The organism is Rhizobium sp. BK212 (assembly GCF_014197475.1).
In the GTDB taxonomy this organism is placed as follows: domain Bacteria; phylum Pseudomonadota; class Alphaproteobacteria; order Rhizobiales; family Rhizobiaceae; genus Rhizobium; species Rhizobium anhuiense.
Genome location: NZ_JACIFS010000006.1, coordinates 268,330 through 281,693, shown reverse-complemented (window position 1 = coordinate 281,693; position 13,364 = coordinate 268,330). Strand labels below are relative to the sequence as shown.

Below are 13,364 nucleotides of genomic sequence, written 5' to 3'. Positions count from 1 at the left end.
CCGAATTCGCTCGCTAATGCGCTCGCGATCTGCGCAAGGTGTTTCGTCAGGAGACACCTCATGAAAACCGTTGCCATCACCTCCGCGCTGCTTCTCGCCAGCGTGGCTGCGCCGCCGTGCATTGCCAAGGAGCCCGCGCAAGAGGTGTTCCTGTCTGCCGGAGACCAGACGATGACGACGTCGGGAGAAACTCCGGGCCGCGAAGCCAGAACATATCTCCTGAGAATGCAGTCGGATCTGCCGATTGTTTTTTCGGTCGATGCCGACAATTCGGCCTGCAGCCTGGAAATCATGAAAGCCAGCCAGCGCGGCGTCTTCAGCAAAATCAGCCGATTCCCCGCATCTTTTAGAGACAGCGGTCAAAGTGGCGATGAATATAGGTTTTCGTTTTTCCAGAACCGCGTTTCATTTATGAGCGGCGCCCGATGCGCCTTCTCATTTTCTCTGACGCAGAAGTGACTGGGTGATTGGGGTGATGGGTACGCCTTCCGTCTGGCGGGCACTCACCGCCACCATTTCATCGCTTCGCCCGTTCTTGGTCCACCGTCGAAACCAGCCGCGAATCGTCCACCATTAGAGCGACGTAAGGCGAAGCGACGATCAGTCCTATATCAACCTCATGCTATCAAAATCTCTGCCCGCTTCTGGCTGGAGTGACTGCGACCGTGGCCGAGTGCGGGTAGGTCTGCGTTCTCGAAGCGGCATTCGGCAAGACGTTCCCGCGCACCAAGGCGTTACGCCCGGCAGCTTCAGATACGCCATCCCCGCAGCGCTCCACAAAACGGGCTACTCCCCGCCTTCGCGCCACTTCCTATTGGGCGAATGGATGGAGACCTGCAAAAGTGGGAGAATTCGCCGCCCGGAAAGTCTCCGCGCTTGAAGGCTTACGACGTCTGGAGGTCTGTCATGAGGACCCTATGCTCCGCATTGACGCTGTGCATCGCGATTGCCCTTTGTACGCCAAGTGCCATCTATGTCAGCCTGCCCGGATACGCCTTCAAGACGAATCCGAAATGCCAGCGCCACGAACCAAAAACGCGATTCGACAGAAGGTGTGACTGGCCGAGACTGGGCTACAAGGACTTTACGCCCCCGCTTGTGACCGTGCTTGGAATCTGAAGACTATCTGAGAGTCCAGACGCCACTGGTGTCGCCCGAGGGCCTTCATTTCTTCGCCAATTCCTTATCCACCGCCGAAACCAGCCGCGAATCATCTGCGGTCACGTCAGGTGCGAAACGGGCGGCGACTCTGCCGTCGCGGCCGATCAGGAATTTTTCGAAGTTCCAGAGGATGTCGTCCTCGTCGCCGCCTGTCATGCCGTGGGATTTCAGGCGCTCGCGCATCGGCCCGTCGCCCGTGGTCTTCACGCCCGACTTGGTCAGTTGCCGGTAAAGCGGGTGCTGCGCCTCGCCCTTGACTGAGATCTTCGAGAAGATCGGGAAGGTAACGTCATAGGTGCTGGTGCAGAAGTCGAGGATCTCGGCGTCGGTGCCGGGTTCCTGGCCCTTGAAGTCGTTGGCGGGGAAGGCGGCGATGACGAAGCCGCGCTCGCGCTTTTCCCCATAGAGCTTTTCCAGCCCCTCATATTGCGGCGTGAGCCCGCATTTCGAGGCGACATTGACGACCAGGAGCACCCTGCCCTTGTATTCGTTGAGCGTGGTCTCGCGACCATCCACAGTCTTGACCGGGATATCCAGCACGTTGCCCGTCACGGGAACCTCCAATTTCTAAAGGATATGTTGCGCGCAAGCTTAGCGATATCGCCGCCGTTGTCATCAACGTCGGGATCAACTTGACTTTCACGGGACGCCGGTGCGGCTTCCGGCCGCACCGGGCCTGAGCCTCAGGCGGGAGATGTTTCCTTCACATCGTCGAGCAGGAAGTGCACGACGAGATAGTCCGTCTTGTAATGGCGGCCGCTGTCCGACACGGAATCGACGCTGCCGCCGTCCTTCGGGTGCCAGGCATGGTAATGGGGATTGGTGGTGATCAGGGTGATGGCCTTGCCATCCCTTTCGCCAAGCCGGAAGCGCATCTCGGCGAGCGGCCAGATCCGCTCATAATCCTGCATGGTGATTCGCGCCTTCAGCGCCTTGCGCTGCAGCGGCGCTTCGCCGGCCTCGGCTGGTGTTTCCAACATCACCTCCTCAGCTCCGCTGATGATGGCGTTGAATTCTTCAGGCCACATGCGTCTCATGAAATCGCTCCTCCCGAGGCTTTTTCGTCAGTTCACAGATGGAACTTAGCGGTTTGTCGAAAAGAAGCAAATTCCCGTCATGCGGTTGTCATCGGCACCAGTCGCTCCTACCTTCCCGTCAAACCGCATCAGGGCCGTCAGTCGCCCGCAATCCCGAGATCAGAGATGAAGACACGTGAAGAAAGGCAGGCGCTCCGGGCGAGCATGCCGCGCACGCCGCTCAGCGCCCATCACATGGAAAACGCCCGGCTGCTGCCGGACCGCGGCGAATTGCTCTATCGCATCCCGAACGGCGGCATCGGCGTCGAAGTGGGCGCAGCCTTCGGCGAATATACGGCAGAGATCCTGGAAAAGAACCGGCCGGCGCAGCTCTACCTCATCGATCCCTGGTCGATGGATCGCTACAGCTCCGGGTTAGACGCGATCCACACGAATTTCGCGGCCGAGATCGCGGCCGGCCGGCTGCACCTGATGCAAGGCACGTCGCTGGAGAAGCTTGCCGAGTTCGAGGACGATTTCCTCGACTGGGCCTATATCGATACCGACCATTCCTTCGACCTCACCTGGCAGGAACTGCTGCTCTGCGACAAGAAGGTGAAGCGGACGGGGCGCATTGCCGGGCATGATTTCTGCACCGGCAATACGGTCAAACCGATCGTCTATGGCGTCGTCGAGGCGGTCACCAAGTTCTGCAAGGATTACGGCTGGCAATTCGAGTTCCTGACGGTCGAATCGCACGCGCATTTTTCCTATTGCCTGAAACGGCTCTGATCCGCTCACACTTTGCCGGAATATTGCTCGTCGCTGACCTTTTCCATCCAGTCGACATGGCTGCCGTCCAGCGCCTCGTGCACGGCGATATGCGTCATCGCCGTATCCGGGGCGGCACCGTGCCAATGTTTTTCATCAGGTGCGAACCAGACGGTATCGCCTGGGCGGATTTCGCGGATGTCCCCGCCCCAGCTCTGGGCGAGGCCCTTGCCTGATGTGACGATCAGTGTCTGGCCGAGCGGATGCGTATGCCAGGCCGTGCGGGCGCCGGGTTCGAAGGTGACGGAGACCGCCCTCGCCCGGGCCGGTGCCGGCGCTTCCATCAGCGGATCCTGGCGGACGGCGCCGGTGAAATAGTCGGCCGGTGGCTTCGTCGAGGGGCGAGAGCCGGCGGGTTTGATCTCCATGATCTTTCCTTTTCCATTCATTGCGGTTGAAGCCTTGTGGCGGAACGATATTTCATCGAGGCGGCCAATCAAAGCCGGATCGACAATTGCCGCAAAGTCGCCCGACTGATAATTCCAATGTCTTTCATCACCAAAGCGCATCGCATCGCGCTTGCTTCATGCGACGCGCCTTGGCTCTTTGTTTTTATGCATGTCGTTATCCCTACACAGTTTCAGGCGACATGCAGTAGGGAGGATTTTTCATGAAACACCATGCTTTTGGCCGCATGCCCTTCACCGTCACCAATGTCGGCTTCGGCGCCTGGCAGATCGGCGGCTCCTGGGGCGATATCAGCGAGGCGGACGGACGCGCCGCCCTGAATGCCGCACTCGATGCCGGCATGACATTCATCGATACGGCTGATGTCTACGGCGACGGCCGCTCGGAAAAAATCATCGCCGACGTGCTGAAGACGCGCGGCGGCGCCCGCCCGATGGTCGCCACCAAGGCCGGCCGCCGCCTCAACCCGCATGTCGCCGAAGGCTACACCACGGCCAATCTCGAAGGCTTCATCGATCGCAGCCTCAAGAACCTCGTGGTCGACAGCCTCGACCTCGTGCAACTGCACTGCCCGCCGCGCGAGGTGCTTTACCAACCGGAGGTCTTCGAGAGCCTGGACGCGCTGCAGAAGGCCGGCAAGATCAAGGGTTACGGCGTCAGCGTCGAAAAGGTCGAGGACGGGTTGAAGGCGATCGAATATCCCGGCGTCGTCAGCATCCAGATCATCTACAACATCTTCCGCCAGCGCCCCGACCACCTGTTCTTCCAAGAGGCGCGCCGCAAGAACGTGGCGATCATCGCCCGCGTGCCGCTCGCAAGCGGTCTCCTCTCCGGCAAGATCACCCGAGACACGCACTTTGCCAGCGACGACCACCGTAATTTCAATCGTCACGGCGAGGCCTTCGATGTCGGCGAGACCTTCGCCGGCGTGCCCTTCGAGGTCGGCCTGCAGGCGGTGGAAGAGGTGCGCAAGCTGGTGCCCGCAGGCGCCACGATGGCCGCCTTCGCGCTCCGCTGGATCCTGATGGCTGAAGCCGTCACCGTCGTCATCCCCGGCGCCCGCAATGCCGAGCAAGCCAGAGCCAACGCCGCCGCCGCCGACCTTGCCCCGCTTTCGGCCGACATCATGGCCGCAACCCGCGAGATCTACGAGCGGCTGATCGCGCCGCATGTGCATCAGCGCTGGTAGGGGCGGAGTGCTGATTCTTTGTCAGGACTGGGCGGGACGCCCACTTGCCGGGCGAAGGGGAGTAGCCGCAACCTCTCGATTCCCTCTTCTCCCCAGCGGGGGTCCGAAGGACGGGTTGAGACCGGTGGCTCAACCCAGGCAAAGGTGCCCGTAGGGCGGATGAAGGGGCCACACGGCATCACGTTGGATCAGAAAGCGTGATGCATCATCCGCTGTGCGGACGTCGAGTTTGGCAGAAACAGGCCCCCAACCTCCGTCATCCCAGGCCTTGAGCCTGGGATCCATGCCCGCCCCTGATGGAGGCCAACGTAGATCCTCGGGTCAAGCCCGAGGATGACGGAGCGTGGGGCGACCTTTGGAGCAAGGGCAGCGAGGAATACGAGCACAGCTGCAATTTTTACGTGGGCTTGGCGCCGCCGCATCCGCCTGCCGGCACCTTTCCCCGAGGGGAGAAGAGGATATGCCGTGACCTCTCTGCTCCTCGCGCGCCTTTTGTACGATACGTAACAGGACAAAGGCCGGGCTTTCGCCCGGCCTCTTGTTTTCTTCCGCCTATGACCACTCAGTTGGTGCCGACGAGATCGACCGGGAAGAACAGTGTCTCGCCGGAGGAGTCGCTGACGCCGTCATTGTCGGTGACCGCGTAGGGTTTGCCCGAGGCGTCGAAGGTGAAGCCTTCGAGCTTGTCGAGCACATAGCCGTTGGTCGCGGTCTTGAGTTCACCGAGGAAGTCGTGTGCTTCGGTCTTCTTGACGACCGGCAGTGCACCGCCAAGCTTGGCGGGCTTCAGCTCCGATATCGCGACCTTGTAGAGCTTCTTCAGCCTGGCGGCATCGCCGACGAGGTTGTCGCGCTCGATGATGTAGACGCTGTCGCCCTGGGCCGAGATTTCCGACAGGCCGACCCAGCCGCTTTCCGTCTTGTCGAGCGGATAGCGCACGGCGCCCCATTCCTTCCTCTTCGGATTGTAGGAGACGAGCTTGACGAAGCCCTTCTCGTCGTCACCCCACTCGCGCTGCACCGCCATCCAGAGTGTCGTATCGTCACCGGTGCCGACAATGGTCACGCCTTCGAAGCCGTAGCGGATTTCGTTGGCGGCAAGCTCCTTCGGCAGGGCGATCTCGGCCTTGATGTCGCCCTTGGCATTGACGTTATAGAGGGCGTGCGGAACGAGACGTTCACTGTAGCCTTCCGAGGCGAGCCAGAAGGAGCCGTCGGCGGCAGCCGCGATGCCTTCGATGTCGAGCTTCTGGGCCGGAGCGCCGTCACGCCTGACGACAAGGGCCTCGGTGATGACGGCCGGCTTCTTGCTGGCATCGATCGTGTAGATCGTCGGCTGCGAGCCGAGAACGCTGTCGCTGACGGCATAGAGCATGCCCGGCTTGCCCGGAACGGCAGCAAGACCCGAAAGGGCCGCAAAGCCGATCGGATTGCCGTCCTTGTCGGCGGATACGATCTGCGGATAGGCCTTTTCGCCTTCCGAGCGCTCATAGATCATCACATGCGAGCGCGCCCCGCCGTCCTTGCCGAGATCGAGCTCGTTGGCGGTCGCAAGCAGATTGCGCGCAGGAATGGCGATCGCGCCTTCCGGCGAAATGCCGGACGGGAGCAGCTGGACGAGTTCAGGATCGGCCCCGGTGTCCTTGTAGACGCCGGCAACCGAGGCGCGTTCGGCGAGCAGGAAGAAATATTGCTCGTCGCCGAACTTGGCGGCTTCGAGACCTTCGGGCTCGACGCCCTTCGATCCCGACCGGCTTTCCGGATAGTGGCCGATATGGGCGACAGCGCGTTCGAAGGATGCGCCCGATTCGTAGAGAAGCTTGCCGGTCTTGTCGAAGATGGTGAAACCACGCGAGCCGCCCTGGTAGTCGCCTTCATTGGCGACGACGAGGCGGTTGTCGTCGAGCCACTTCACGGCGTCGGGCTCGCGCAGCACGCCCTTGGATTCGCCTGAAAATTTCAGGGCGCCGTCACGCTTGGTGTCGATGCCGGTCAGATCGACGCTGCCGGCGGAGAAATGCGTCTTCACCGCGGCCGTATTGGCGTCGATGATGACGATCTCGTTGTTTTCCTGCAGCGTCAGCGCGATCTCGTTCAACCCGTTGAAGGCGACGAATTCCGGCTCCGGGTCCTCCGGGGCGACGCCGGCAAGGCCGGTCAGCGCCACATGCTTGATGGTGCCGCAATCGACGGCGCCGTTCCTGAGCTGGAAGACGACGAGGTCGCCGGCCGGCATCTGCGGGATCTTGCCGTCATTGACCTCTTCGTCACGCTCGTTTTCGATGGCGATGGCGCCGAGCGTCTTGTCCTTGTTGAGGGCGATCGAATCCGGCTGGCCGCCGAGATCGCAAGTGCTCTCGATCTTCCTGGTCGCGACATCGACGATCGCGAGACGCCCCGAGGGCTTTGCCTTGCTTTCGGAGGTGTTGACGGCGACGAGCGCCTTGCCGGCGCTCGAGGTGACCGAGGTCGGCTCACCGTCCATCATGACAGCGCCGCCGGCTTTCGGAGCCTTGGCGTCGGTGATGTCGATGAAGCCGATCGCGCCGAGCGGGCTGTCGCTATAGATCAGCGTGTTGCCGTCGTCGGTCGCAGTGATGATTTCGGCGGAGCTGACCGACAGCTTGTCCTTGTCATCAGGCAGGTTCTGGGCGACCGGGAAGGAAGCGATGCGGTTGAAAACTGGTTCGGCCGCGGCCGGAAAGGCGACGGATGCGAGAAGCACGGCAGCAAGCGCTGCCTTGCGCGATGAAATGGTCATGAAATCCCCCATGTGTCGAATATTCGAAACATGAGTTTTCTGCGGGAGCGGCATGACAGAGGCATGACAGAGGCGGCATTTTGTAGCTGATCATCTCAGGCGGGTTTGCGCTCCCTGCGCATCTCGTTTCGCATGATGAAGAGCGATGCGGAGAGGATCAGAGCCGCCCCCAGCCAAAGGTAGCCCGCCGGCGCATAGCCGAAGAACAGCCAACCGGCCAGCACGTTCAGCGGCAGCTTCAGATCGTCGAAAGGCTGGACATAGGCGGCATCGGCCGCGGCATAGGCAAGAGTGAGGAAATACTGGGCTGCCGCGGTCAAAAGCCCCGCCAGCAGGAACAGGGCAAGGGTCGCCCCGGTCGGCACGGCAAAACCCGCCGCGAGCGCCAGCCCGCCATTGATCGGCGTCAGCAGCACGAGCAGCCAGACGGTGATCGTCTCCGGCCGTTCGATGCCCGTCAGGCTCTTGGTGATCAGCGACGAGGCGCCCCACAATAGCGCCGAGAGCACGGGCAGGAGAGCCGCCCAGCCAAAGCCGTCCGACCATGGCTGCAGGATGATCATCGCTCCGGTGAAACCGGCTGCGGTCGCGGCCCAGCGGGCCGGGCCGACGCGCTCGCCAAGGAAAAGCCGGGCGCCCATAATGATGAAGAAGGGCGAAGTCATCACCAGTGCGATCGCCTGCCAGATCGGCACCGAAGCAAGGCCGGCGACCCAGGCCTCGACGCCGAGCGCGGCAAGTACCACGCGCGCTAGGTGACGCCAGGGATAGCGCGTGCGCATCGCCGCAAGACCGAGCCTACGCAGGAAGGGCAGCGAAAACAGGAAGGCGAAGCCATATTGCCAGAAGGCGGCCGAGGCCGAGGGGAAGGCAAGCTTCATCGTCAGCCATTGGGTGACGACGTTGAGAAGCGAAAAAGCAATGCCGGCAAGGACCATCCAGAGGGCGCCGATGACGGCGCGAGACGGCTCTGCGGCTAGGGAAGTCTGATTCATGTCTTTCATCCGAAACCAGGGACCAACATAAATCAGGACGCATGAGCCACGACCAAGCGACACGGGCAGACCTCTGCCCTTCGCACAGCCGACACTCATTCTCTTCCATCCGGACTTTAACCGTCGGCTCCGGAATCGCACCGGATCTGCTGACCCCTCCCCGCTTCGACGCGAGAGAAGGCGCTCGCGGGCTTGAGTCGAGACCCTTACCGCCGGTGGGGAGTTTCACCCCGCCCTGAGAACAGAAATGTCGTAAATTAAAGCCCGCGCGACAGCAAGGTCAGCCAAAGCAAAAAGGCAAGAGGGCTGCCAAAAGCAAAAAGGGTCCGGCAAAGCCGAACCCCTCTCAAATCCTGCACAACCGGTCTCGTTTCCGGTTGGCGGATAATCTCAGATCAGCCGTTGACGGCGTCCTTCAGGCCCTTGCCGGGCGTGAATTTCGGCACGTTGCGAGCCGGAATGTCGACTTCAGCGCCCGTGGACGGGTTACGGCCCTTCGTTGCAGCGCGATGAGAAACGGTGAAGCTGCCGAAACCCGCGAGGCGGATGTCGCCCTTGTTCTTGAGTTCAGCCTGGACAACGTCGAAAACCGCGTCAACAGCGGAAGCCGCGTCAGACTTCGTCAGTCCTGCCTTTTCGGCTACTGCGGACACGAGTTCATTCTTGTTCATGTTTCCACCCCTTTCTAAATGGTATGAAACGACTCAAATGTAAGCTAGGCGCAGAATAGGTTTCATCAGGCCCGCCGGAAACCCAAAAGCCCTGCAAATCAAGGAAAAGCAAGCGTCTACATGACGTTTTCACAAAAAAGGCTGGCGTTTCCGCCAGCCTTTTTGTCTGTTTTGTCCCAATGGGGCATAAATGTGGCACAGGCCACTCAATGCGCTATGGTTGCGCCCGTCTCATCGAGGCCTTCGACCGTTGCGATGACGGGCGTTTCCACCGTGCCGTCCCATTCGATCGGCTCCGGCCGCCGGATCAGCGCATGCTTGATCACCTCGCCCATGCGGGATACCGGGATGATCTCCATGTTGTTCTTCACGTTATCCGGAATCTCCGCCAGGTCCTTGGCGTTTTCCTCCGGAATCAGCACCTTCTTGATGCCGCCGCGAAGCGCTGCGAGCAGCTTTTCCTTGAGACCGCCGATCGGCAGCACACGGCCGCGAAGGGTGATTTCACCGGTCATGGCCACATGCCTGCTCACCGGGATACCGGTCATGATCGAGACGATCGCGGTTGCCATGGCGACGCCGGCCGAGGGGCCGTCCTTCGGTGTCGCGCCTTCCGGCACGTGCACGTGGATGTCGCTCTTGTCGAAGCGCGGCGGCTCGATGCCGAAATCGACGGCGCGCGAGCGGACATAGGAGGCCGCTGCCGAGATCGATTCCTTCATGACGTCCTTCAGATTGCCGGTGACCGTCATGCGGCCCTTGCCCGGCATCATCACACCTTCGATGGTCAGCAGCTCGCCGCCGACCTCCGTCCAGGCAAGACCGGTCACGACGCCGACCTGATCCTCGCCCTCGGCTTCGCCATGGCGGAAGCGCGGGACGCCCAGATAGTCGGAGATGTTGGCGGCCGTCACGTGAACGGACTTCGTCTTGCCCTTGATGATCTCGGTGACCGCCTTGCGGGCGAGCTTCATCAATTCGCGTTCGAAGCTGCGGACACCGGCTTCGCGGGTGTACTGCTGGCTGATCGCCATCAGGGCATCGTCGCTGACCGAGAATTCCTCCGGCTGCAACGCATGTTCCTTGATGGCCTTCGGCAGGAGGTGCCGCTTGGCGATCTCGCGCTTTTCATCCTCGGTGTAGCCGGCGATACGGATGATTTCCATGCGGTCCATCAGGGGTGCCGGAATGTTCAGCGTATTCGCCGTCGTGATGAACATCACGTCCGACAGGTCGTATTCGACTTCCAGGTAGTGGTCCATGAAGGTCGAGTTCTGCGCCGGATCGAGCACTTCGAGCAGAGCCGAGGACGGGTCACCGCGGAAGTCCATGCCCATCTTGTCGATCTCGTCGAGCAGGAAGAGCGGGTTGGACTTCTTCGCCTTCTTCATCGACTGAATGACCTTGCCGGGCATCGAGCCGATATAAGTGCGGCGGTGACCGCGGATTTCGGCTTCGTCGCGAACGCCGCCAAGCGCCATGCGGACATACTCACGGCCGGTCGCCTTGGCGATCGACTGGGCGAGCGAGGTCTTGCCGACGCCCGGAGGGCCGACGAGGCAAAGGATCGGGCCCTTGATCTTGGTGGCGCGGGCCTGCACGGCCAGATATTCGACGATGCGCTCCTTGACCTTGTCGAGACCGAAGTGATCGGCTTCGAGGATCTTCTCGGCATTGTTGAGATCGGCCTTGATCTTCGACTTCTTGCCCCACGGAATGCCGAGCAGCCAGTCCAGATAATTGCGCACGACGGTGGCTTCCGCCGACATCGGGCTCATCTGGCGCAGCTTCTTCAGTTCCGCATCGGCCTTTTCACGGGCTTCCTTGGACAGCTTGGTCTTGGAGATGCGCTCTTCCAGTTCGCTCATCTCGTCGCGGCCTTCCTCGCCGTCGCCGAGCTCCTTCTGGATCGCCTTCATCTGCTCGTTGAGATAATATTCGCGCTGGGTCTTCTCCATCTGGCGCTTGACGCGCGAGCGGATACGCTTTTCGACCTGCAGGACCGAGATCTCGCCTTCCATGAAGCCGAGAGCTTTTTCGAGGCGCTGTTTGACGCTGGTCGTCTCCAGCATCTCCTGCTTCTCGGTGATCTTGATCGACAGATGCGAGGCGACCGTATCGGCGAGCTTGGAATAGTCGTCGATCTGGCTGGCGGCGCCGACCACTTCGGGCGAAATCTTCTTGTTGAGCTTCACATAGCTCTCGAATTCGGAGACGACCGAACGCGACAAGGCTTCCAGTTCGACCGGATCGTCATGCGGCTCCTCGAGCACATGGCCGAGCGCCTCATAGAAATCCTCGCGGCTGGTATAGGTGTCGATCTCGGCGCGGGCGCGGCCTTCAACCAGAACCTTGACGGTGCCGTCGGGCAGCTTCAGGAGCTGCAACACGTTCGCCACGGTGCCGACATTGTGGATCGCGGACGGATCCGGATCGTCGTCACTGGCGTTGATCTGCGTCACCAGCATGATCTGCTTGTCGGAACCCATGACCTCTTCGAGCGCACGGATCGACTTTTCCCGTCCGACGAACAGCGGCACGATCATATGCGGGAAAACCACGATGTCGCGCAGGGGCAGAACAGGGTAGGCAGTGCTGCTCGCTACAGACGTTTTCTTCGTCATTTTATGTCCTTTCCATCGTCCCGTTACCGGGCTCTCTGCACGGCCGCTTGGGACCGGCCGGCACTCTCACTTGTTGCTACAAGTGGAGGTTCTGACTACGCTTTTCAAGCCACGCTAACGCCCGCGTTCCCCGGATGTGACGGCTTTGTTACAACGGAACGCCAACACTATGAAGCGCGTGGCTGGACCGGCGCTTACCACTTCCGACCCGGCTAAAATACAAACGCCAACAATAGGCTTACGGAATCACCGCATCATTGCCAAGCACTCCCCTTTGCGCAACATCGGCAAAGGCAATTCCGGTTCCCACCGGCAAAATACTAACAGCGCCTCGCATGGTTTTTCAAATAGAAAGGGGCCTGCCGATGGCAAGCCCCCAAAATAATCATAGGAAAGCAGCAAGATCACGCCGAAGCGTTGGCCTTTTCTTCCTGACGATCGGCATAGATGTAAAGCGGACGGGCCGAACCGCGCACCACTTCCTCCGAGATGACGACCTCGCGCACGCCTTCCAGCGTCGGCAGTTCGAACATCGTGTCCAGCAGGATCTTCTCCATGATCGAGCGAAGGCCGCGGGCACCGGTCTTGCGCACGATCGCCTTGCGGGCGATTTCGCGCAGGGCATCCTCGTGGAAGGTCAGTTCCACGTCTTCCATCTCGAACAGGCGCTGATACTGCTTGATCAGCGCGTTCTTCGGCTCGGACAGGATCTGGATCAGCGCATCTTCATCGAGATCCTCGAGCGTCGCCAGAACCGGCAGACGGCCTATGAATTCGGGGATGAGGCCGAACTTGACCAGGTCTTCCGGCTCCAGTTCGCGCAGGACTTCGCCGACGCGGCGGTCGTCCTGGGCCTTGACGGTCGCGCCGAAGCCAATCGAGGTCTTCTCGCCGCGGGCGGAGATGATCTTGTCGAGGCCGGCGAAGGCGCCACCGCAGATGAACAGGATGTTCGTCGTGTCGACCTGCAGGAATTCCTGCTGCGGATGCTTGCGGCCGCCCTGCGGCGGTACGGAAGCGACCGTGCCTTCCATGATCTTCAGCAGCGCCTGCTGCACGCCCTCGCCCGAGACGTCGCGGGTGATCGACGGGTTGTCGGACTTGCGCGAAATCTTGTCGACTTCGTCGATGTAGACGATGCCGCGCTGCGCACGCTCGACATTGTAGTCGGCCGACTGCAGGAGCTTCAGGATGATGTTTTCGACATCCTCGCCGACATAACCGGCCTCGGTCAGCGTCGTCGCATCGGCCATGGTGAAGGGAACGTCGATGATGCGGGCGAGCGTCTGGGCAAGATAGGTCTTGCCGCAGCCGGTCGGGCCGACGAGCATGATGTTCGACTTCGCCAGCTCGACTTCGCCGTTCTTGGAGGCGTGCGCCAGGCGCTTGTAATGATTGTGTACGGCGACCGACAAGATCTTCTTCGCCTGCCGCTGGCCGATGACATATTCGTCGAGGACCTTGATGATGTCCTGTGGCGTCGGAACGCCATCGCGGGACTTGACCATCGAGGACTTGTTCTCCTCGCGGATGATGTCCATGCACAATTCGACGCATTCATCGCAGATGAAGACGGTCGGTCCGGCAATCAGTTTCCGGACTTCGTGCTGGCTCTTTCCGCAGAACGAACAATAGAGAGTGTTCTTGGAGTCGCCGCCGTTGCTGCCGCTGACCTTGCTCATATCATTTTCCTTCCAGCACGCCGCAT

General features: G+C 61.0%; 12 protein-coding genes and 1 riboswitch. Of the genes, 4 read left to right on the top strand and 8 right to left on the bottom strand.

All coding sequences use genetic code 11. From position 1 onward, the window contains the following. Positions 1 to 60: 60 nt before the first annotated feature. Positions 61 to 459 (top strand): hypothetical protein, encoded by a 399-nt coding sequence (locus FHT79_RS20745; protein WP_183904017.1) that lies wholly within the window; start codon positions 61 to 63, stop codon positions 457 to 459. A gap of 447 nt (positions 460 to 906) precedes the next feature. Next, positions 907 to 1,119, top strand: a complete 213-nt coding sequence (locus FHT79_RS32515; protein WP_097543053.1) for a hypothetical protein — start codon at positions 907 to 909, stop codon at positions 1,117 to 1,119. A gap of 45 nt (positions 1,120 to 1,164) precedes the next feature. Here FHT79_RS32515 and FHT79_RS20740 read toward each other — a convergent pair whose 3' ends face one another. After that, positions 1,165 to 1,713, bottom strand: a complete 549-nt coding sequence (locus FHT79_RS20740; protein ID WP_183904016.1) for a glutathione peroxidase — start codon at positions 1,711 to 1,713, stop codon at positions 1,165 to 1,167. Positions 1,714 to 1,844: 131 nt separating this feature from the next. Then, positions 1,845 to 2,198, bottom strand: a complete 354-nt coding sequence (locus FHT79_RS20735; protein ID WP_018241586.1) for a hypothetical protein — start codon at positions 2,196 to 2,198, stop codon at positions 1,845 to 1,847. Between the two features lie 165 nt (positions 2,199 to 2,363). On the opposite strand from FHT79_RS20735, the gene FHT79_RS20730 reads away from it, so the two are divergent. Beyond that, positions 2,364 to 2,969, top strand: a complete 606-nt coding sequence (locus FHT79_RS20730) for a class I SAM-dependent methyltransferase (protein WP_047616496.1) — start codon at positions 2,364 to 2,366, stop codon at positions 2,967 to 2,969. A 5-nt stretch (positions 2,970 to 2,974) separates the two neighbouring features. On the opposite strand, the gene FHT79_RS20725 is transcribed toward FHT79_RS20730, so the two are convergent. Further along, positions 2,975 to 3,376: a cupin domain-containing protein gene (locus FHT79_RS20725; RefSeq protein ID WP_245294555.1), complete on the bottom strand. Its 402-nt coding sequence runs from the start codon at positions 3,374 to 3,376 to the stop codon at positions 2,975 to 2,977. Between the two features lie 242 nt (positions 3,377 to 3,618). Between FHT79_RS20725 and FHT79_RS20720 the strand changes: the two genes are divergently transcribed. Beyond that, positions 3,619 to 4,605: an aldo/keto reductase gene (locus FHT79_RS20720; RefSeq protein WP_047616494.1), complete on the top strand. Its 987-nt coding sequence runs from the start codon at positions 3,619 to 3,621 to the stop codon at positions 4,603 to 4,605. A gap of 562 nt (positions 4,606 to 5,167) precedes the next feature. On the opposite strand, the gene FHT79_RS20715 is transcribed toward FHT79_RS20720, so the two are convergent. The 5 genes from FHT79_RS20715 to clpX all read right to left on the bottom strand — a co-directional run bounded on the left by FHT79_RS20715 (position 5,168) and on the right by clpX (position 13,338). Further along, positions 5,168 to 7,366 (bottom strand): esterase-like activity of phytase family protein, encoded by a 2,199-nt coding sequence (locus FHT79_RS20715; protein ID WP_246714036.1) that lies wholly within the window; start codon positions 7,364 to 7,366, stop codon positions 5,168 to 5,170. Between the two features lie 95 nt (positions 7,367 to 7,461). Then, positions 7,462 to 8,361: a DMT family transporter gene (locus tag FHT79_RS20710; RefSeq protein WP_082849682.1), complete on the bottom strand. Its 900-nt coding sequence runs from the start codon at positions 8,359 to 8,361 to the stop codon at positions 7,462 to 7,464. Positions 8,362 to 8,454: 93 nt separating this feature from the next. After that, positions 8,455 to 8,608: riboswitch (FMN riboswitch) on the bottom strand. A gap of 148 nt (positions 8,609 to 8,756) precedes the next feature. Continuing rightward, positions 8,757 to 9,032: a DNA-binding protein HupB gene (hupB, locus tag FHT79_RS20705; RefSeq protein WP_003558438.1), complete on the bottom strand. Its 276-nt coding sequence runs from the start codon at positions 9,030 to 9,032 to the stop codon at positions 8,757 to 8,759. A 206-nt stretch (positions 9,033 to 9,238) separates the two neighbouring features. Beyond that, entirely contained in the window at positions 9,239 to 11,656 is a 2,418-nt protein-coding gene (gene lon, locus FHT79_RS20700; protein ID WP_047616487.1) for an endopeptidase La, read from the bottom strand. A gap of 404 nt (positions 11,657 to 12,060) precedes the next feature. Then, entirely contained in the window at positions 12,061 to 13,338 is a 1,278-nt protein-coding gene (clpX, locus tag FHT79_RS20695) for an ATP-dependent Clp protease ATP-binding subunit ClpX (RefSeq protein WP_003573940.1), read from the bottom strand. Positions 13,339 to 13,364 lie beyond the last annotated feature (26 nt).